The sequence below is a fragment of the Chromobacterium subtsugae genome, assembly GCF_001676875.1.
Classification (GTDB): Bacteria; Pseudomonadota; Gammaproteobacteria; order Burkholderiales; family Chromobacteriaceae; genus Chromobacterium; species Chromobacterium subtsugae.
In genome coordinates, this window is sequence record NZ_JYKA01000008.1 from 143,455 (window position 1) to 162,442 (window position 18,988).

Here is an 18,988-nt window from a genome sequence, read left to right on the forward strand (position 1 = left end):
CAAGGGAGCATTCTCCAAATGAACGCCTATGAAGTGAATTTCGACGGCCTGGTCGGCCCGACCCACAATTACAGCGGCCTGTCCTTCGGCAATGTCGCGTCCACCAGCAACGTCAGCGCGGCATCCAATCCCAAGCTGGCGGCCAAGCAGGGCCTGCAAAAGATGAAGGCGCTGCACGACCTGGGCTTCAAGCAGGGCGTGCTGGCGCCGCAGGAGCGGCCGGACGTGGCGTCCTTGCGCAAGCTGGGCTTCGGCGGCAGCGACGCCGAGGTGATCGCCCGCGCCGCCAAGGAAGCGCCCGCCATCCTGGCGGCGGCGACCTCGGCGTCGAGCATGTGGACCGCCAACGCCGCCACGGTCAGCCCGTCGGCCGACACCGCCGACGGCCGCGTGCATTTCACGCCGGCCAATCTGAACAACAAGTTCCACCGCTCGATCGAGCATCCGACCACCGGCCGCGTGCTGCGGGCGATGTTCGCCGACGAGGCGCGCTTCGCCGTGCACGCGGCGTTGCCGGCGCAGATGCACTTCGGCGACGAAGGCGCGGCCAACCATACCCGCTTCTGCGCCGGCTATGGCCAGCCGGGGGTGGAGTTCTTCGTGTTCGGCGCGGCGGCTTTCGACATGCGCTACCCGAAGCCGGCCAAGTTCCCGGCGCGGCAGACGCTGGAGGCCAGCCAGGCGGTGGCCAGGCTGCATGGCCTGGACGAGGCCGGCGTGGTGTACGCGCAGCAAGACCCTGACACCATCGACGCCGGCGTGTTCCACAACGACGTGATCTCGGTCGGCAACGGCGAGGTGCTATTCCATCACCAGCAGGCCTTCCTCAATCAGGCCGACGTGCTGGAGGAGCTGGCCCGCAAGCTGGCCGCCCGCGGCGGCCGCTTCGTGCCCATCGAGGTGCCGCGCGCCGAGGTGACGGTGGAGGAGGCGGTGAAGAGCTATCTGTTCAACAGCCAGCTGCTGTCCAAGCCGGACGGCAAGATGCTGATCGTGGTGCCGGAAGAGTGCCGCAACATCGAACGGGTATGGCGTTATCTGCAGAAGCTGGCAGCCAGCGGCGGGCCGATCGATGAAATCCGCGTGTTCGATCTGAAGCAGAGCATGCAGAACGGCGGCGGCCCGGCCTGCCTGCGGCTGCGGGTGGCGTTGAACGAGGCCGAGCTGGCGGCAGTGAATCCCAAGGTGTTGATGAGCGACGCCTTGTTCGCCGAGCTGAACGGCTGGGTGGACCGCCATTATCGCGACCGCCTGGCGCCGGCCGACCTGGCCGACCCGCAGCTGCTGTCCGAATGCCGCGGCGCGCTGGATGAGCTGACCCGCATTCTGGGCCTGGGCAGCGTCTATCCCTTCCAGCTGGCTTGAGTCCGCATTCATAGCCAGCAGGCTTGGCACAACGGCCCGCCGCGCGAAAAGCGCGGCGGGCCGTTCGCATTGCGCGCCCCACGGCTGTTAACAAATTGCGGCCGCGCCATACCAAATGCGGACTATGGTGAGAATTGGCATGGTTGTTGCATACGCTTGGCTGGTGTGGGGTGGGCGTCACAACTGGCAACAATCTGCGCAGATTAATTTTTCTGGCGGCAGCGCCTTGGCCGAATAGATAGCGGCTAATACTGTAGATTGTATGCAAGTGAACGAAGCTCATGTCTGATTGTTCGCAAAGCTGGCTTCAGGCGGGCAGGGCATGTTCGAATGTGAATAAAAAGAATGGGAATTATGACCGAAATGTAAAAACGGCATGGAAAGGGAAAGAGTTTTGTCAAATCATCAGCCTGGAAAAATTCCACCTGGAGAGGTGTTGATAAAGTCCATATTAATCAATGATATATATTGAATTAAATGCTTTTTGCGCAGCTGTTTTTTTGGCGAATCTTCGCAATTGACAGTCGATTGGATACATGGTGATAATCGGTTCGCCTGTCGGACAGAAGCCAAGAAAAAGGCCCGCCGCGGGTGCTACAACAGGCAGCAGTCAATAAGAGGATTCATCCCGCAAGCTGCCGGTCGACAATCAGAGGAGATCTCCAAACGTGGACATTTTTCTGCAACAAATCCTGAACGGACTCGTTCTGGGCAGCATCTACGCGCTGATCGCGCTGGGTTACACCATGGTGTACGGCATCATGGGCCTGATCAACTTCGCCCACGGCGAAGTGGTGATGTTCGGCGCCATGGTCACCATCACCGTCATCACCACCCTGATGGGCATGGGCGTCAACCTTCCGGGTCCGGCGCTGGTGCTGATCGGCCTGCTGGTGGCCATCCCCGCCTGCATGCTGCTGGGCTTCGCCATCGAGCGCATCGCCTACCGGCCGCTGCGCGGCAAACAGCGCCTGGCGCCGCTGATCACCGCCATCGGCGTGTCGATCGTGCTGCAGCAGGTCGCCATCCTGATCTGGGGCCGCAACTACATCCCCTTCCCGCAAATCCTCGACCATGACGTGGTGACCATCTTCGGCGCCAGCATCACCAAGCTGCAGATCGTCATCGTCGTGCTGTGCCTGGCCATCATGGCCGGCCTCTTGCTGATGGTGGAAAAGACCAAGCTGGGCCGCGCGATGCGCGCCACCAGCCAGAACCCGGCGGTGGCGGGCCTGATGGGCGTCAACGTCAACACCATCATCTCCACCACCTTCGTCATCGGCTCCGGCCTCGGCGCCATCGCCGGCGTGATGGTGGCCACCAACTATGAGCAGGCCCACTATTACATGGGCTTCATGATCGGCCTGAAGGCGTTCACCGCCGCGGTGCTGGGCGGCATCGGCAACCTGGGCGGCGCGGTGGCCGGCGGCATTCTGCTCGGCATCATCGAAAGCCTGGGCGCAGGCTACATCGGCACGCTGACCGGCGGCTTCCTCGGCTCCAACTACCAGGACATCATCGCCTTCATGGTGCTGATCGCGGTGCTGATCTTCCGTCCGTCCGGCCTGCTGGGCGAAAAAATGGCCGATCGCGCCTGATCCGGAGAGAGAAACATGAATCTGAATACTCTGGACACCAACAAGAAGATGGGCCTGTTCGCCCTCAGCGCCATCGCGCTGCTGGTGCTGCCCTTCGTGGTGGGCGGCGCGCTGGGCAATTCCTGGGTGCGCATCATCGACTTCGCGCTGCTGTACGTGATGCTGGCGCTGGGACTGAACATCGTGGTGGGCTTCGCCGGCCTGCTGGACTTGGGCTTCATCGCTTTCTACGCGATCGGCGCCTATTCCTACGCGCTGCTCAGTTCGCCGCATTTCGACATCCACTGGCTGTTCTTCCTGACCATCCCTCTGGGCGCGGCGCTGGCCTCGCTGGGCGGGGTGTTGCTGGGCACGCCGGTGCTGAGGCTGAAGGGCGACTACCTGGCCATCGTGACGCTGGGTTTCGGCGAGATCGTGCGCATCTTCATGAACAACCTGAACGCGCCGATCAACATCACCAACGGTCCGCAGGGCGTCAACCTGATCGATCCCATCCATGTCGGCAGCGTCAGCCTGGGCCAGACCATCGAGCTGTTCGGCCTCAGCTTTCACAGCGTGTACCTGTATTACTACCTGTTTCTGGCGCTGACCGTGGCGGTGGTGATCATGGTGTGGCGGCTGCAGCACTCCCGCATCGGCCGCGCCTGGGTGGCGCTGCGCGAGGACGACATCGCCGCCGCGGCGATGGGCATCAACATCCGCAACATCAAGCTGCTGGCCTTCGGCCTGGGCGCCTTGTCCGGCGGCGTGGCCGGCGGCCTGTTCGCCTCGTTCCAGGGCTTTGTTTCCCCTGAGTCGTTCAGCCTGCTGGAGTCCATCATGATTCTGGCGATGATCGTGCTGGGCGGCATGGGCCATATCCCGGGCGTGATCCTGGGCGCGGTGGTGCTGACCATCGCCCCGGAAATCCTGCGCGACGTGATCGGCCCGCTGCAGATGAAAACCTTCGGCCGGATGCTGATCGATCCGGAAAACGCCCGCATGCTGCTGTTCGGCCTTGCCATGGTTGTGATGATGCTGGTCCGCCCGGAAGGGATGTGGCCGTCCAAGCGCCGCAAGGCTGAATTCCAGCACGCCAAAGAAGAAGCGGCTGCGCAGAAAGGTTAATCATGGCTGAAGTTTTGCTGAAAATCGAAGGCATTCATAAGCGTTTTGGTGGCCTGCACGCGTTGAGCGACGTCGGCCTGACCATCAACAAGGGCGAAATCTACGGTTTGATCGGGCCGAACGGCGCCGGCAAGACCACGCTGTTCAACGTGCTGACCGGCCTATACGTGCCGGACGAGGGCAAGTTCGAGTTCGACGGCCACAATCTGTTCCAGCAGAAGCCGCACGTGGTGGTGGCCGCCGGCATCGCCCGCACCTTCCAGAACATCCGCCTGTTCGCCGAAATGACGGCGCTGGAAAACGTGATGGTGGGCCGCCACATCCGCTCCAAGGCCGGCGCCCTGGGCGCGGTGCTGCGCGACCCCGGCACCATGGCGGAAGAGCGCGCCATCGAGGCCAAGGCCTGGGAGCTGCTGGAGTATGTCGGCATCGCCGACGTGGCCGAAGAGCGCGCCCGCAACCTGTCCTACGGCCACCAGCGCCGGCTGGAGATCGCCCGCGCGCTGGCCACTGAGCCCAAGCTGCTGGCGCTGGACGAGCCGGCCGCCGGCATGAACCCGCGCGAAACCGAAGAGCTGAAACAGCTGATGAGCAAGATCCGCGACGGCGGCGTGACCGTGTTGCTGATCGAGCACGACGTCAAACTGATGATGGGCCTGTGCGACCGCATCGCTGTGCTGGACTACGGCAAGAAGATTGCCGAAGGCGTGCCGGAAGAAGTGCGCCGAAACCCGAAAGTGATTGAAGCCTACCTGGGAGCGGCCCACGCATGAGCATTCTGGAAGTCAAAAACCTGCAAGTGGCCTATGGCGGCATTCAGGCGGTCAAGGGGATAGATTTTCACATCGACCAGGGCGAGCTGGTGACGCTGATCGGCGCCAACGGCGCCGGCAAGACCACCACGCTGAAGACGCTGGTGGGCATGGTGAAGAAGTCGGGCGGCAGCATCGTCTACGACGGCAAGGACGTGGCGTCGATTCCTTCCTACGACTTCGTCCGCCACGGTCTGGCCATGGTGCCGGAAGGCCGCGGCGTGTTCGCCAAGCTGACGGTGGAAGAAAACCTGCAGATGGGCGCCTACTACCGCAACGACAAAGAGGCGATCCAGAGCGAAATCGAGCATGTCTACGAGCTGTTCCCGCGGCTGAAGGAACGCCGACTGCAGCTGGCCGGCACCTTGTCCGGCGGCGAGCAGCAGATGGTGGCGATGGGGCGCGCGATGCTGTCCAAACCCAAGCTGCTGCTGCTGGACGAGCCGTCGATGGGCCTCGCGCCCATCATCGTCGAGAAGATCTTCGAGATCATCCAGATGGTGGCCAAGCAGGGCGTGACCATGCTGCTGGTGGAGCAGAACGCCAAACTGGCGCTGGAAGTGTCGCAGCGCGGCTACGTGATGGAAAGCGGCCGCATCACCATGAGCGGCGACGCCAAGGAGCTGCTCAACGACGAGCGCGTGCGCAACGCCTATCTGGGCGAATAAGGCGATTCGCTCGCCGATATCGCAAATCCCCCGCCGGCCTGCCGGCGGGGGATTTTTGTTTGGCTGCCCGCCAGGGAATCCTGGCAATGCAAACCCGCGGCTGGGCGGGCGGCGGGCGCTCAGATTTTGGCCTCTTTCAGCATCTTGTCCAGCGTGCCGTCCTGCCGCATCGTCTCCAGGCCGCGATTGAAGTCCTGGATGCGTTTTTCCGCCTGCGGCAGCCGTTTGGAGATGCCCAGGTGCATCGGGTAGACGACGACGGGCGGCGGCAGCCATTCCAGCTTGGGCGCGAGGGCGACCAGGCTGCCGCCCAGCAGGTAATTGGCGACGCCGCGGTCTATCAAGGCGAGGTCGATGTGATGGGCGGCCAGCTTGGACAGATTGCTGGCGTCGCTCAAGGTTTCGTCGGTTTGCAGGCGGGCGGCGTCGAAGGCCTCGGAGTTGGCGTAGCCGCGCACGATCCCTATGGTGTAGGGCTTGAGGTCGGCCAGCGCGCGGTAGCGGATGGGGTCGCCGCTGCGCTTGAAAAAGCCGATGTGGTTGTCGAGGAAGGCTTGGGAAAACAGGAAGCGCTGCAGGCGTTCGGGCGTGGTCCACAGGCCGACGATGCCGTCCAGATGGCCGTCGCGAGCTTCGTTGACGGCGCGCGCCCACGGCATGTAGACCGCTTTGGCCGAATAGCCGGCGCGGCGCAGGGCTTCGCGGACGATGGCGACGGCGACGCCGCCGTTCGCCATCTGCGACGACATATAGGGCGGGTATTCGGAAGCCGCCAGCGTCAGCGTTTCGCCGGCGCAAGCCGCGCCGGCGCGGAGGGACAGGGAAACCACAAGCATGAGCGCGTATTTCCAGCTGGCCATCGTCTCTCCCATGTTTGCCGCCATGCGGCGGCGGCGTCTGCCCTATTCGAGTATAACGACAAAGCCCGGATGCGCATGCTCGGCCGCTAGGCCTGATTGGCTCGGCTCCGATTGAGTAAAGGCGGCGATTTCGCTAAATTCAGGGTAAGCCCCTTGCTGGCGCAGACTGCCATGAGCCGTTATTTCCCGCTGTCCGCCGCACTGTTCGTCCTGCTGTTGTCGCAGTCCGCCGCGGCGCAGCTGCCGGCGCTGCATATCCTGACCGAGGACGATCCGCCGCTCACCTTCAGCCAGAACGGCCAGCCGGCGGGGCTGGTGGTGGAGGTGGTGCGGGAGATCCAGCGCCGGGTCGGCAGCCACGACCCGATCACCGTGATGCCCTGGGCGCGCGGCTATCTGCTGGCGCAAACCCAGGCTAACACAGCTTTGTTCAACACCAATCGGATCGCCGAGCGCGAGCATCTGTTCAAATGGGTGGGACCGGTCACCGCCACGCTGGGCAGCTTCTTCGTCCGCCGCGACAGCAAGCTCAAGCTGGTGTCGCTGGACGATGCGAGGAAGCTGGACCAGATTCTGGTGGTGCGCGACTGGTATCTGCAACTGACGCTGTCGGCGCAGGGTTTTTCCAATCTCAGCGCCATCGCCACGCCCAACCAGATGGTGTCGATGCTGATGCGGGGGCGCGCCGACGTCATCGCCAGCGAGAACACCACGCTGCCGACACAATTGGCGCAGCTGGGGTATCAGCCGGCGGATGTGCGCAAGGCCTACACCTTCATCCGCACTTGGGGCTATATCGCCTTTTCGCCGCAAACTTCCGACGCGGTGGTGGCGGCGTGGCAGCGGGCGCTGGACGACATGAAGCGGGATGGCAGCTTCGCCGCCATCTACCGCCGCTGGCTGCCTGGCGAGCCATTGCCGGCGGCGGCCGCAGAAAAATGAAATGGACGGCGGGGCCGCCGCGTCTTCTTGCAAGGGGGAAACCATGTATAGCGTCACCGTTTTGGCGCATCGGCTGCTTGGGGCGCTGCTGCTGCCGCCGATTCTCAATCTGCTGCCCATCATTGCCGGCGGCATGCTGATACGGCGTTGTCCGCATGCCGGCCGGCTGCTGCTGGCGTCCGGCGTGGCGCTGACCTATTTTCTTTCGATACCGCAGACCGCCATCTGGCTGGCGCATGGACTGGAGCGCTATCCGGTGATCGACGCCGCGCAACTGGCGGACGTGGACGCCATCGTGGTGCTGGGCGGCGGCAAGCGTCCGGCGGAAGAGTTCGGCGGCAACGCTCCGGGCGGCGACACGCTGACGCGGCTGCGTTACGGCGCTTACCTCGCCCGCGCCAGCGGCAAGCCGATTTTGGTGACCGGCGGCGCGCCGAGCGGCGGCGAGGCCGAAGGCGCGGTGATGGCGCGGGCGCTGCGCGAGGATTACGGCCTCAAGCCGCGCTGGGTGGAGCTGCGCTCCAACACCACGCTGGAAAACGCGCAGCTGTCGGCACCGATGCTGCAGGCCGCCGGGGTGAAGCGCATCGCGCTGGTCAGCCAGGGCTGGCACCTGGCGCGGGCGGTGCCGTTTTTCCGGCGCCAGGGCCTGCAAGTGCTGCCGGCGCCCACCGGGCTGATTCGCTACGACGGCGCCGCCGCTTTCCTCTACATTCCCAGCGGCAACGCGATGGCGGAGTGCCGCACCTTGTTGAGCGAACGCCTGGGCCTGCTGTTTTACCGCATCCGGCCGACGGGCTGAGCCTGGCGCCGCTGGCAGGCCAGCGCCAGCAGGGCGGCCAGCGTCAGCGTCATCCCCAACTGCTGCGCCAATCCGGCCAGCGCCAGTCCCAGGCTCAGCAACAGGTAATAGGACAGGCCGAACAGCGCGCCGGCGGCGCCGGCCTGATCGCGGTAATGGCGCAGCGCCCGGCTCAGCACATTGGGAATGGCGATGCTGAAGGCTATCACCGCGCCGGCGGCCGGCAACAAGATCCAGGCCGACGCCTGCAGCAGCCAGGCCGCCAGGCCGGACAGCAAGGCCAGCCGGCAGGCGGCCCGCACCAGCTGTTCTGACTGGAGGCCACGTCCCAACAATCTGCGATTCAGCAAGCTGCCCGCCAATGACGCCGCGGCCAGCGCCGCGCCTGAGCCGCCGAACTGCTCCGGGCTCCAGCCCAGCCGCTGAAACAGGAAGGGCGCCAGGCTGTAGTAGCTGAACAGCATGGTGTTGAACAGCGCCACCAGCATCGCGTCGCGCCATAGTTCGGCGTCGCGCAGCATCTGGCCGGCCAGCCGGGCCATATCGGGGCGCGCCGTGCCTATCGGGCGGGTTTCCGGCAGCTGCAGGGCAGTCAGCGCCAGCAGCGCGACGGCAAGCAGCAGCAAGGCGGCGAACACGCCGTGGTGGCCGAAGCGGCCGGCCAGCCAGCCGCCGCTGAGCAGGCCCAGCACTGGGCTCAAGGCCAGCGTCGCGCCCAGCAGCGAGAACACGCGGGCCAGCCGGGTGGAATCGTAGCTGTCGCGCAGCATGGTCTGCACCACTACCGAGCCGGCCGCCGCGCCCAGCGCGGAAATCATCCGCGCCAGCAACAGCATGTTGAAATCGTTCGCGGCCAGCGCCAGCGCGGAGCCGGCGCCATAGCAGGCCAAACCCAGCAGCATCGCCGGGCGGCGGCCTATGCGGTCGCTCAGCCAGCCCCACAGCGCCACGCCGGCGGCGAAGGCCAGGAAGTAGACCGACAGCGTTTGCGATGCCTGCGCCTGGCTGACGCCGAAGGCGAAGGCGATGTCGGTCAGCGCCGGGCTGTAAATGGTTTCCACCAGCTGCGGGAATGTGATCAGCGCCGTCAGCAGCCACAGCGCCGGACGGGTCGTCGTTTTCATGGTTTTTTCCTTTCTTTCTTGACGATTGGCAGTCTAGAGAAAGGCGGTTTGTCTGATTACAATGATAAGGACTTTATTTATTTAAAATCGGACATATGGCTTGGATTCCCGCTGATCAGGCATTCGACGCCGACGGCTTCGACGCGCCGATGATAGGCATCGCCGCCGACATGGGCGTGCATGACTCCGGCCGCCACTGCCACCGCCGCCATCAGCTGCTGTTCGCCGCCGCCGGCTGCATCACCATCGAGTTGGCGGATACGCTGTGCCTGCTGCCGCCCAGCCGCGCCGCCTGGATTCCGGCCGGCACCGCGCACCGGGTGCGGATGCGCGGCGTGGTCGCTTACCGTTCGCTGTATTTCGCCGTCGACTTGCCTTTCCCCGCGCCGCCTTTGCAGGTAGTGGAGGTCAATCCGCTGCTGCGCGAGGTGATAGAGCGGATGGCTTGGTGGCCATGGGATTTGCCCGCGGAGCGGCAACGCAGCCTGTTGGCGGTGTTCGGCGAGGAGTTGCAGGCGGCGCGGGGAGAAAACTGGCGGCTGCCGTTTCCGGCGGATGCCCGGCTGGCCTCATGGCTGGATGGCGTGCGCGGCGGGGCGCAGCCGCCGCGGCTGAATCAACTGGCGGACGCGGTGGGGGCCAGCGAGCGCACCATCAGCCGCATCTTCATCCGCGACACCGGCATGAGCTACCAGGCCTGGCGCCAGCAGTGGCGCCTGCTGCGGGCGATGGAAATGCTGGCCGACGGGATGGGGACGAGCGAGACGGCGCAGCGGCTGGCGTTCGCCAGCGACAGCGCCTTCATCGCCTTTTTCCGCCAGCACACCGGCGCGACGCCGGCGCGGCGCGCTCAGTCCAGCGTGTCCAGGTAGTCGCGGACGGGCCAGCGCGCGTATTGCCGCCAAGGCGGAACGGTGCCGGCGGCCAGAGCCTGCGGGCTGACTCGTATGGTTTCGCGCTGGCGGCCGTCGGCCGAGCGCACTTCCACTTCCAGCGGCAGCTGCCAGCGCTGGCTCCAGCGCAGCGTCTTGCTGCCCTGGGCGCTGGTTTTGCTGTAGCGCGCGACGTCTTTTTCCTCCTGCCGCAGCGAGAAGCCGCGCAGCTGGCTGATGTCCACCAACTGGCTGGCCTGCGCCCAGGAGCCGTTGAAGCCGACATCGCTCCATTCGCGCGGCGCGGTCTGGATCCTCTCTTTTTTGCCGGCGTGGATGAACTCCAGTTGCGGCCGCCCCTGGGCGTCCAGCCAGACATGGCGTGGCGCGGCGGCGAAGTCCAGGTGCTGGTGGCCGTCGTCGTCGTGGCGGTGCGGCGCGCCGGCGTTCAGGCGCTCGCGCCAGACATGTCCATTCTGGCGCACCAGCTTTTCGCGGTAGCGGATGGTTTTCTCGACGCCGTCGGCGCCCAGGCTGACGGTTTCGTAATGCACCACGGCCTGCAGGTCGGGGGCCGCGGCGCGGGCGGGAGCTGCCAGCGCCAGCAGCAGGGAGAGCAACAGCATTTTCATCGGCATTCCATTCGATAAAGGAAAAGCCGCGCGGCAGGAGCCGCGCGGCGATGGCGCGGCGGTTTACAGGCCCAGCGCGGTTTTCACCAGGCCGAACACCCTGGTGTTGTCCATCACGCCCTTGAAGCCCTTGCTGCCGGCGCCGCCGGACATCAGCATCACGTCGCCGCCGCCATGGGTTTCGCTGGACAGGCGGATGCCGGTCTCCTGCTGGTAGTCGTCGGCGGTGGCGGCGGCCGAATCCACCGACACCCGGGTCGGTTTGCGGTTGGGGCCGTTGCCGAACACCAGAGTGGTGTAGACGGCGCCGTCGGCGTCCTTCGCCGGCTGGCCGTCGACATAGCTGCGCGAGATGTCGTGAATGGGGTTGCCGCGCTTGGAATAGCCGTTGATGGTCATGGTGTGGTCGTGGTCGGCGGTGACGACGATCAGCGTGTTGCTCAGGTTGGCCTTGGCCAGCGCGGTCTTGATCGCGTCGTCGAAGGCGATGGCGTCGGTCAGCGCGCGCTTGGCGTTGGTGCCGTGCAAGGCGTGGTCGATGCGGCCGCCTTCCACCATCAGCACGTAGCCGTTGCTGTTTTTGGACAGCACGTCTATCGCCGCCGCGGTCATCTGCGCCAGACTGGGCTGGTCCACCTTGTTCTTGACGCGGTCCAGCTCGTATTCCAGGTGGTCCTTGCCGAAGATGCCCACTACGCGGCTGGCGGACTTGGCGTCGAAGGCGGCCAGGTCGCTGCCGGTCTGCAGCACCGGGTAGCCGGTGGCGGCGAATTCCTGCAGCAGGTTGCGGCCGTCGGCGCGCTTGCCGCCGCTGGCCTTGGGCAGCAGGAACTTGCCGCCGCCGCCCATCAGCACATCCAGGCCGCCGCCCAGCCTGGCGTTGTAGCCGGCGCCGCCGGGCACCGCCTGGGCGATGATGTCGGATTCGGCGTCGCGGTGGCAGACGTGGGCGTAGGTGGCGGCCGGGGTGGCGTGGGTGACGCGGGTGGTGGTGACCGCGCCTATGGCCTTGCCCTTGGCCTTGGCCAGCTCCAGCAGCGTGGCGGCCGGCGCGCCGTTGTTCGCGCCGCAGTTGCCGGTGCCGTCGCTGTTGGGTTCGATGGCGCGGGTGTCGGACGACATCGAGATCACCTCGTTGTTCATCTTCACGCCGGTCATATAGGCCGACATCGACGGCGCGCTGTCGGTGGTCTGCGCGTCATTGGAGAAGGTCTTGATGCGAGCGGTGCGGTCAAGCTTCTCCATATTGAGTTTGCCGCCCTCGCCGTACTGGTAGATGCGGGCTGCGGTGACGGTGGCCGGGCCCATGCCGTCGCCGAGAAAGAAGATCACGTTCTTGGCTTCGCCGGCGGCGCGGGCGGGGGCGGAGGACAGCGCCGCCAGCGCAGCGGCGGCCAGCAGGGTTTTCATCACGGTTTGCATATTGTTTTTCTCCAGAGCGTTTACAGGCCGGCGGCCTTCTTGACCAGGCCGAACACTTCGATGTTTTCCAGGAAGCCGTGGACGCTGTCAGCGCCCTGGCCGATGGCGGCGATGTAGACGTCGGTGCCGCCATGGGTTTCGCCGCCGGCCGGCATCCGTATCGCCGCTTCCTGGTGGTAGTCGTTGGCGGAAGCCGCGTCGTCGGTCAGCGCGGTGGCCGCGCTGCGGTCGCCGGCGACGCGGTTTTCGCCGTTGCCGAAGCCGATGATGGAGTAGGGCATGCCGTCGGCGTCGACCAGGTTCTTGCCGCTGACGTAATCCTTGGCCAGGCCCAGCACGCCGGGGTTGCCCGGCGCGGTCTTGCCGGTGCGCTTGGCGTAGCCGTTCAGCACCAGGGTGTGGTCATGGTCGGCGGTGACGACGATCAGCGTGTTTTTCAGGCCGGGGTCTTTCTGCTGCATCGCGTTGATCGCGGCCTGGATCGCCTGGTCGAAGGCCACGGTGTCCTGCAGCGCCTTCTTGGCGGTGGTTTCGTGCAGGGCGTGGTCGATGCGGCCGCCTTCCACCATCAGGAACATGCCCTGCTTGTCGCTGCGGCCGGCCAGCATGGCGATGGCCTTGCTGGTCATCTCGGCCAGGCTGGGCTCCTTGGCGGCGTCGCGGTCCAGGTCGTAGCTCATGTGGCTGGCGGTGAACAGGCCGACGGCGCGGCGGGTCCGGACCGGATCGATGGCGTCGAAGCCGGCCTTGTCGGCGGCGTAGCCGTAGCCGCGGGTTTTCAGCTCCGCCACCAGGTCGCGGCCGTCGGCGCGCTTGCCGCCGGCGGCCTTGGGCAGGAAGAACTGGCGGCCGCCGCCGAACACCACGTCCACGCCGTCTTTCAGCGCGGCGTTGTACAGCGCGCCGCCGGGCACCAGCTGGGCGGCGATGTCGGCTTCGGCGTCGCGGTGGCAGACGTGTGAATAAGTGGCGGCCGGGGTGGCGTGGGTGACGCGGGTGGTGGTGACCACGCCGGTGGCGCGGTTGCCGGCCTTGGCCAGCTCCAAGAGCGTGGACACCGCTTTGCCGTTGCCGGCGCCGCAGTTGGATGTCAGGTCGGCTTTGGGTGATTTGGCCACGGTGTCGGTGGACATCGAGATGACTTCGTTGTTCATCTTGACGCCGGTCATGTAGGCCGACATCGACGGCGCGCTGTCGGTGACCTGGGCGTCGTTGGAGAAGGTCTTGACGAAGCCGGATTCCGGCAGCGTGTCCATTGTCAGCTGGCCGTCTTCGCCGACGGAGTAGATGCGGGCGGCGGTGGTGGTGGCGATGCCCATGCCGTCGCCGAGGAAGAAAATGACGTTCTTGGCGCTGGCCGCCGGCGGACGGCTTTCCGCGTTGTCCTGCGGCCGGTTGGCGGCGCTGCCGCCGCCGCTGTTGCAGGCGGCCAGGCTGATGGCCATGAGAAATGGAAGGCTGAGACTGAAAGTGCGCATTTGAATAACCTTTTTTATTAAAAAATGCGCACAAATATTATTTTTTGCTGGTTTCTGCCCAAATAAGCTGAGGTTAAGCTTTGAATAAGAAAATGTTAAATGTCATGCGGCGGGCGCGTCAGCATTTCCACAGGTGGGCGAGGAAGGACACTCTCACCTTGGCGTCGCCGGCGGGGCAGGGCGCGAGGACTTTCAGCCCCGGCTTGTTGGTGTCGCGCAGCAGCGGTTCGCCGTAGGGCGGGCCGTCGGCGCGGCGGATGGCGGCGACGATGGGCGCGCTGGGCTTGGCGCCGGCCGAGATCACCACGCAGATTTCCTCGCTGGCGATGCGCACGAAGCTGCCGGGCGGGTATATGCCCAGCTCGCGGATCAGCAGCGTGGTGAAGGACTGGTCGAACTCGCTGTCCTTGCGCTGGAAGATCTGCCCCAGCGCGGTGGCCGGCAGCAGCGCGGAGCGGTAGCGGCGCGGCAGCAGCTTGGCGCAGGTGATGTCGGCCAGGCGCAGCATGTGCGCCGGCGGCAGGATCTGTTCGCGGGACAGGCCGTGGGGGTAGCCGTTGCCGTGCCAGGATTCGTGGTGGGTTTGCACCAGCGTGTGCCACAGCTGGTCGTCGACGCCGGCTTCGCGCAGGATGGCCGAGCTCATCAGCGGGTGGTCGCTGATCGCCTGCCTCTGTTCGGCGCTGAGGCTGCCCGGCTGGCCGAACAGCTCGTTCTGCAGCTCGATCTGGGAGATGTTCATCGTCAGCGCCGCGCAGATCAGCGTTTCGCGGTGGCGCGGCGGCAGGGCGATGCTGCGGGACAGGATGGCCAGCAGCGCCGCGGTGTGCAGCGAATGGGCGACGCTGTATTCGGCGAACGGCACCAGGAAGATGGAGGCGATCAGCGCGTCCGGGTGGGTTTCGGCCAGCCGGATCAGCGTCAGCGCGATCTCCATCGCCCTGGCCTCGAAACCCGGGGTGGCCAGCGCGTAATACAGCATGCTGCGCACGCGCTGCTGCAAGAAGGCGATGTCCTCGAACAGCGAATGTTTCCTGCTGTCGTTCAGAATGGGCTTGTCCACCGGCCTGGCCTCGGACTTGCCTTCGGCGAAGCCCATATTGACCAGTTTTTGCTTCAATTCCGGCGTCAGCACGTAATGGCCGCGCTTGAGCAGCAAAAAGCCGTTTTTGGAATAGACGTCCATCGACAATTCCTTGCCGATGTCGACCATGGACGAGTAGACCCTGGTTGGTTTTTTTGTGGAATCCAAAGGCATGATGGGCCCGCTTGCGACGTCAATGTTTACAGGATGATAATCTATTGTCATCGCAAGCTGGTAGTTTTCACACCTAGCGCGGCAGGTCTGCCCATGCTTTCAGCAAGCGCTTCACCGAAACCGGATAGGGGGTCTTCAGTTCCTGGGCGAACAGGCCGACCCGCAGCTCTTCTATCATCCAGCGAAATTCCAGCAGCGCCGGCGCCGCTTCTCCCTGCTCGCTCTGCTCCGCCACCCGCTGTTGCCATTTCTGCCATAGGTCGCGGATTTCCGCCGCGCGCTGGCCGTCGCGCTGCGGGTTGGCCGGCTGCTTGTCCATGCGCAGGCTCATCGCCTTCATGTAGCGCGGCAGCTGCGGCAGCTGGCTCCACGGCGTGGCGGCGAGAAAGCCCTTGTAGACCAGGCTGTCCAGCTGCGGCTTCAGGTCGTAGCCCAGCTTGTGCTTCTGCATTTTGTTGCCCAGCGGCGTGTATTCGGCGGCGATTTGCTGCAGGTATTGCGAAACCGCCTGGATCACCGCCGGCAGGCGGGTGCGGGCGCGGTTCTTTTGGTCGTTGAAGGCTTTCTCATTGCGCGGCAGCGCGTCCTCGCCGATGAAGGCGCGGTCGCAGATGCAGGCGATGGCGTCGGCCATCAGCTCGTCGACATTGGCCACCGCGCGCAGCTGCAGGCCGATCTGGGTGATGCCGGGCAGGCCCTTGGACAACTGCTTCATCTGTTCCTTCAACTGCAGCTGCAGCAGGCGCACCACGCCCTGGCGGTGGTGGCGCTCGGCGGCCAGCTGGGTGTCGAACAGGCGGATCGCCACCTTGTCGTCCTCCAGCGTCAGCGCCGGGTAGCCGGTGAGCTGCTGGCGGCCGCGGGCGAACTGTATGCTTTCCGGCAGTTCGCCGAAGTCCCAGGTCTTGACGTCGTCGCGCTCGAAGTCGGCGCTGGTGTCGCGGAAGGTCAGCTGCGCCGCCTGGCCGAACTGCTTCTGCAGCGCCGCCAGGTCGCGGCCCAGGCCGATTTCCTGCTTGCCGTCGTCTATCACCCGGAAGTTGAACAGCATGTGTTCCGGCAGCTCTTGCGCGTTGAATTCGTCGATGTCCACCTTGACGCCGCCTGTCTCGCGCAGGATGAAGCGCGCCAGCTGCGGCGCGATGGGTTGCTGCAAGTCCGGATTGCTCAGCAGGAAGCGGGTGACGAAGTCCGGCACCGGCACGCAGCAGCGGCGGATCTGCTTGGGCAGGCCCTTGATCAATTGCTGCAGCTTGTCGCGGATCATGCCCGGCACCAGCCATTCGAACGCCGCAGGCGTCAGGCGGTTCAGGATGGCCAGCGGCACGTCGATGGTGACGCCGTCCAGCGGATGCTTGGGTTCGAAGCGGTAGCGCAGCTTCAGTTTGCCGTCGTCCAGCTCCAGCCATTCCGGGAACTGGTTTTCGGTCACGTGCTGGGCGGCGTGGCGCATCAGCTCGTCGCGGGTCAGGTGCAAGAGCTTGGGCTCGGCCTTCTCGGCTTCCTTGCGCCAGGCTTCGAAGCTGGCGGCGTCCACCACTTCGGCTGGGATGCGCTCGCTGTAGAACGCGTACAGCGCCTCCTCGTCCACCAGCACGTCCTGGCGGCGCGCCTTGTGCTCGAGTTGCTCCACTTCGCGGATCAGCTGCTGGTTGCGCTGGAAGAATGGCGCGTTGCTGACGTAGTCCATATTCACCAGCGCGCCGCGGATGAACAGTTCGCGCGCTTCTTCCGGCGCGATGCGGCCGTAGCTGACGGCGCGGCGCGGAATCAGCGTCAGGCCGTACAGCGTCACGCGCTCGCTGGCCACCACTTCGCCGCGGCTCTTTTCCCAGTGCGGCTCGAAGTAGTGGTATTTGACCAGGTGCGGCGCCAGCTTCTCCACCCATTCCGGCTCGATCTTGGCCACGCAGCGGGCGTAGAGGCGGGTGGTTTCCACCAGTTCGGCCGCCACCAGCCATTTCGGCTTGGCTTTCTTCAGGCCGGAGCCAGGGAAGACGTGGAAGGCGACGCCGCGCGCGCCCTGGTAGTCGTCGCCTTCCTGGTTTTTCATGCCGATGTTGCCGATCAGGCCGGTCACCAGCGCCTTGTGCAGGTTTTCATAGGCGACGGCGTCCAGCTGCTGGCGCTTTTTCAGCGTCATCTGCGCGTCCGGCTGCTCGGCGTCGGCGTGGGCTTCGTCGCGCTTGATCAGGCCCAGCTCGCTGGCGATCTCGGCCAGCTGCGCGTGCAGCTCGCGCCATTCGCGCAGCCGCAGGTAGGACAGGAAGTGGTCGTGGCAGGTGTTGACCAGCAGGCGGTTGGACTTCTTGTGCTTGAGCGCGTCGGAGAAGAAGTCCCACAGGTGCAGGAAAGACAGGAAATCGGACTTCTCGTCGTTGAAGCGGGCCTGGGCCTTCTCCGCCGCGTCGCGCGCTTCGAACGGCCGCTCGCGCGGGTCTTGGATCGACAGCGCCGCGGCGATGATCAGCACCTCGCGCATGCAGTGGAAGTCGCGGCCGGCCAATAGCAGGCGGCCCACTTTCGGGTCCACCGGAATGCGCGACAACTCCTTGCCGACCGGCGTCAGCTCGCCCTTGTCGTCCACTGCGCCCAGCTCGGTCAGCACCTGGTAGCCGTCGGCGATCAGGCGGCTGGACGGCGCTTCCAGGAAGGGGAAGGCATCCACCTTGCCCAGGCGCAGCGCGGCCATGCGCAGGATCACCGCCGCCAGGTTGGAGCGGACGATTTCCGGGTCGGTGAACGGCGAGCGGGCGTTGAAGTCGTCCTCGGCGTACAGGCGCACGCAGATGCCGGCGGCCACCCGGCCGCAGCGGCCGGAGCGCTGGCGCGCGGCGGCCTGCGAAATCTTTTCCACTTGCAACTGCTCCACCTTGGCGCGCGGGCTGTAGCGGTTGAGCCGGGCGAGGCCGGTGTCGATCACGTACTTGATGCCGGGCACCGTCAGCGAGGTTTCCGCCACGTTGGTGGCCAGCACGATGCGGCGGCCGCCGGACGGCTTGAAGATCTTCTGCTGGTCTTCGTTGGACAGCCGCGCGAACAAGGGCAGGATCTCGTAGCCGCGGATGCCGGACTTGCGTAGCTTTTCCGCTGTCTCGCGGATTTCGCGTTCGCCGGGCAGGAAGACCAGCATGTCGCCGGGGCCTTGGCGCGACAGCTCGTCCACCGCGTCGACGATGGCGTCCTCCATCTCCATCTCGCGCTCGTCTTCATCGCGCTGCTTCAGCGGCCGGTAGCGCACTTCCACCGGGAAAGTGCGGCCGGAAACCTCGATCACCGGCGCGCCGTCGAAATGGCGGGCGAAGCGGTCGGCGTCGATGGTGGCCGAGGTGATGATGACTTTCAGGTCCGGCCGGCGCGGCAGCAGCTGCTTCAGATAGCCCAGCAGGAAGTCGATGTTCAGGCTGCGCTCGTGCGCCTCGTCGATGATGATGGTGTCGTACGCTTCCAGGTGGCGGTCGGTCTGTGTCTCCGCCAGCATGATGCCGTCGGTCATCAACTTGATCACCGACTTTTCCGACAGTTTGTCGGTGAAACGGATCTTGAAGCCGACGTGCTCGCCCAGTTGCGAGCCCAGTTCCTGCGCGATGCGCGTCGCCACCGAGCGCGCGGCCAGCCGGCGCGGCTGGGTGTGGCCGATCAGGCCGAACACGCCGCGGCCCAATTCCAGGCAGATCTTGGGAATCTGCGTGGTTTTGCCGGAGCCGGTTTCGCCGCAGATGATCACCACCTGGTTCTTGTCTATCGCGCTCTTGATGTCGGCGAGCTTCTGGTTGACCGGCAGCGCGTCGTCGAACTCCGGCTTGGGCAGGTGCGCGCGGCGGGCGTCGGCGCGGCCGCGCGAGCGCTCCACCTGGTTGGCGATGTCCGCCAGCAGCTTGTCGGCGGACTGGTTTTTCTTCAGCCGGTCGGCGGCGTCGGCCAGCTTGCGGCGCAGGATGTGGCGGTCGCGGATCAGGCAGCAGGACAGGGCGGATTTCAGGTCGGCGAGGCTGGCGGCAGGTGTCATCGGCTAAAGAACGGAGAATTGCGGAAAGCGCAGATTATA

At 65.4% G+C, this 18,988-nt stretch carries 15 protein-coding genes; 8 read left to right on the forward strand and 7 right to left on the reverse strand.

All coding sequences use genetic code 11. From position 1 onward, the window contains the following. Positions 1 to 18: 18 nt before the first annotated feature. From astB to MY55_RS12725, 5 genes are all read left to right on the forward strand, one after another. Complete coding sequence (astB, locus tag MY55_RS12705) at positions 19 to 1,365, forward strand: N-succinylarginine dihydrolase (protein ID WP_043575317.1); 1,347 nt, start codon at positions 19 to 21, stop codon at positions 1,363 to 1,365. Positions 1,366 to 2,033: 668 nt separating this feature from the next. Continuing rightward, the gene (locus tag MY55_RS12710; protein ID WP_043575315.1) at positions 2,034 to 2,963 is read left to right on the forward strand and encodes a branched-chain amino acid ABC transporter permease; all 930 of its coding nucleotides are present in this window, start codon (positions 2,034 to 2,036) and stop codon (positions 2,961 to 2,963) included. Positions 2,964 to 2,978: 15 nt separating this feature from the next. Beyond that, positions 2,979 to 4,070 (forward strand): ABC transporter permease subunit, encoded by a 1,092-nt coding sequence (locus MY55_RS12715; RefSeq protein ID WP_047237220.1) that lies wholly within the window; start codon positions 2,979 to 2,981, stop codon positions 4,068 to 4,070. Between the two features lie 2 nt (positions 4,071 to 4,072). Then, on the forward strand, positions 4,073 to 4,843 hold the full coding sequence (locus tag MY55_RS12720) for an ABC transporter ATP-binding protein (protein WP_043575311.1): 771 nt from the start codon (positions 4,073 to 4,075) through the stop codon (positions 4,841 to 4,843). Beyond that, entirely contained in the window at positions 4,840 to 5,550 is a 711-nt protein-coding gene (locus MY55_RS12725; RefSeq protein WP_043575309.1) for an ABC transporter ATP-binding protein, read from the forward strand. The genes MY55_RS12720 and MY55_RS12725 overlap by 4 nt, the downstream gene beginning before the upstream one ends. A 119-nt stretch (positions 5,551 to 5,669) precedes the next feature. Here the strand turns inward: MY55_RS12725 and MY55_RS12730 are convergent, their stop codons facing one another. Next, positions 5,670 to 6,386, reverse strand: coding sequence for a substrate-binding periplasmic protein (locus MY55_RS12730; protein WP_157889293.1), 717 nt, complete (start codon positions 6,384 to 6,386; stop codon positions 5,670 to 5,672). Positions 6,387 to 6,581: 195 nt separating this feature from the next. Here MY55_RS12730 and MY55_RS12735 point away from each other — a divergent pair, with 195 nt between their 5' ends. Continuing rightward, a complete protein-coding gene (locus MY55_RS12735) occupies positions 6,582 to 7,352 on the forward strand; it encodes a substrate-binding periplasmic protein (RefSeq protein ID WP_065202443.1) in 771 nt (256 codons plus the stop codon). A 43-nt stretch (positions 7,353 to 7,395) separates the two neighbouring features. Next, positions 7,396 to 8,154, forward strand: coding sequence for a YdcF family protein (locus MY55_RS12740; RefSeq protein WP_065202459.1), 759 nt, complete (start codon positions 7,396 to 7,398; stop codon positions 8,152 to 8,154). On the opposite strand, the gene MY55_RS12745 is transcribed toward MY55_RS12740, so the two are convergent. Further along, the gene (locus tag MY55_RS12745) at positions 8,130 to 9,278 is read right to left on the reverse strand and encodes a Bcr/CflA family efflux MFS transporter (protein WP_065202444.1); all 1,149 of its coding nucleotides are present in this window, start codon (positions 9,276 to 9,278) and stop codon (positions 8,130 to 8,132) included. The genes MY55_RS12740 and MY55_RS12745 overlap by 25 nt on opposite strands. A 95-nt stretch (positions 9,279 to 9,373) precedes the next feature. Between MY55_RS12745 and MY55_RS12750 the strand changes: the two genes are divergently transcribed. Beyond that, positions 9,374 to 10,150 carry an AraC family transcriptional regulator gene (locus MY55_RS12750; protein WP_065202445.1) on the forward strand — a complete coding sequence of 259 codons (777 nt, stop codon included), beginning with the start codon at positions 9,374 to 9,376 and terminating at the stop codon, positions 10,148 to 10,150. On the opposite strand, the gene MY55_RS12755 is transcribed toward MY55_RS12750, so the two are convergent. The 5 genes from MY55_RS12755 to hrpA form a co-directional block, all read right to left on the reverse strand. Next, positions 10,129 to 10,782, reverse strand: coding sequence for a hypothetical protein (locus MY55_RS12755; protein ID WP_065202446.1), 654 nt, complete (start codon positions 10,780 to 10,782; stop codon positions 10,129 to 10,131). The two genes, MY55_RS12750 and MY55_RS12755, sit on opposite strands and share 22 nt — an antisense overlap. 63 nt (positions 10,783 to 10,845) lie before the next feature. Beyond that, positions 10,846 to 12,204: an alkaline phosphatase gene (locus MY55_RS12760; RefSeq protein ID WP_043575294.1), complete on the reverse strand. Its 1,359-nt coding sequence runs from the start codon at positions 12,202 to 12,204 to the stop codon at positions 10,846 to 10,848. A gap of 20 nt (positions 12,205 to 12,224) precedes the next feature. After that, entirely contained in the window at positions 12,225 to 13,682 is a 1,458-nt protein-coding gene (locus MY55_RS12765) for an alkaline phosphatase (RefSeq protein WP_065202447.1), read from the reverse strand. A 118-nt stretch (positions 13,683 to 13,800) separates the two neighbouring features. Next, complete coding sequence (locus tag MY55_RS12770; RefSeq protein WP_157889294.1) at positions 13,801 to 14,868, reverse strand: HD-GYP domain-containing protein; 1,068 nt, start codon at positions 14,866 to 14,868, stop codon at positions 13,801 to 13,803. 145 nt (positions 14,869 to 15,013) lie between these two features. Next, positions 15,014 to 18,949 carry an ATP-dependent RNA helicase HrpA gene (gene hrpA / locus MY55_RS12775; RefSeq protein ID WP_065202449.1) on the reverse strand — a complete coding sequence of 1,312 codons (3,936 nt, stop codon included), beginning with the start codon at positions 18,947 to 18,949 and terminating at the stop codon, positions 15,014 to 15,016. Positions 18,950 to 18,988: the final 39 nt, after the last annotated feature.

Excerpts from the sequence above, each read along its gene's own strand:
- MY55_RS12750 (WP_065202445.1), top strand. The coding sequence starts at position 9,374 with ATGGCTTGGATTCCCGCTGATCAGGCATTCGACGCCGACGGCTTCGAC.
- hrpA (WP_065202449.1), bottom strand. The coding sequence starts at position 18,949 with ATGACACCTGCCGCCAGCCTCGCCGACCTGAAATCCGCCCTGTCCTGC.
- MY55_RS12755 (WP_065202446.1), bottom strand. The coding sequence starts at position 10,782 with ATGAAAATGCTGTTGCTCTCCCTGCTGCTGGCGCTGGCAGCTCCCGCC.
- MY55_RS12730 (WP_157889293.1), bottom strand. The coding sequence starts at position 6,386 with ATGCTTGTGGTTTCCCTGTCCCTCCGCGCCGGCGCGGCTTGCGCCGGC.
- MY55_RS12740 (WP_065202459.1), top strand. The coding sequence starts at position 7,396 with ATGTATAGCGTCACCGTTTTGGCGCATCGGCTGCTTGGGGCGCTGCTG.
- MY55_RS12765 (WP_065202447.1), bottom strand. The coding sequence starts at position 13,682 with ATGCGCACTTTCAGTCTCAGCCTTCCATTTCTCATGGCCATCAGCCTG.
- MY55_RS12735 (WP_065202443.1), top strand. The coding sequence starts at position 6,582 with ATGAGCCGTTATTTCCCGCTGTCCGCCGCACTGTTCGTCCTGCTGTTG.
- astB (WP_043575317.1), top strand. The coding sequence starts at position 19 with ATGAACGCCTATGAAGTGAATTTCGACGGCCTGGTCGGCCCGACCCAC.
- MY55_RS12725 (WP_043575309.1), top strand. The coding sequence starts at position 4,840 with ATGAGCATTCTGGAAGTCAAAAACCTGCAAGTGGCCTATGGCGGCATT.
- MY55_RS12720 (WP_043575311.1), top strand. The coding sequence starts at position 4,073 with ATGGCTGAAGTTTTGCTGAAAATCGAAGGCATTCATAAGCGTTTTGGT.
- MY55_RS12715 (WP_047237220.1), top strand. The coding sequence starts at position 2,979 with ATGAATCTGAATACTCTGGACACCAACAAGAAGATGGGCCTGTTCGCC.
- MY55_RS12760 (WP_043575294.1), bottom strand. The coding sequence starts at position 12,204 with ATGCAAACCGTGATGAAAACCCTGCTGGCCGCCGCTGCGCTGGCGGCG.
- MY55_RS12770 (WP_157889294.1), bottom strand. The coding sequence starts at position 14,868 with ATGGACGTCTATTCCAAAAACGGCTTTTTGCTGCTCAAGCGCGGCCAT.
- MY55_RS12745 (WP_065202444.1), bottom strand. The coding sequence starts at position 9,278 with ATGAAAACGACGACCCGTCCGGCGCTGTGGCTGCTGACGGCGCTGATC.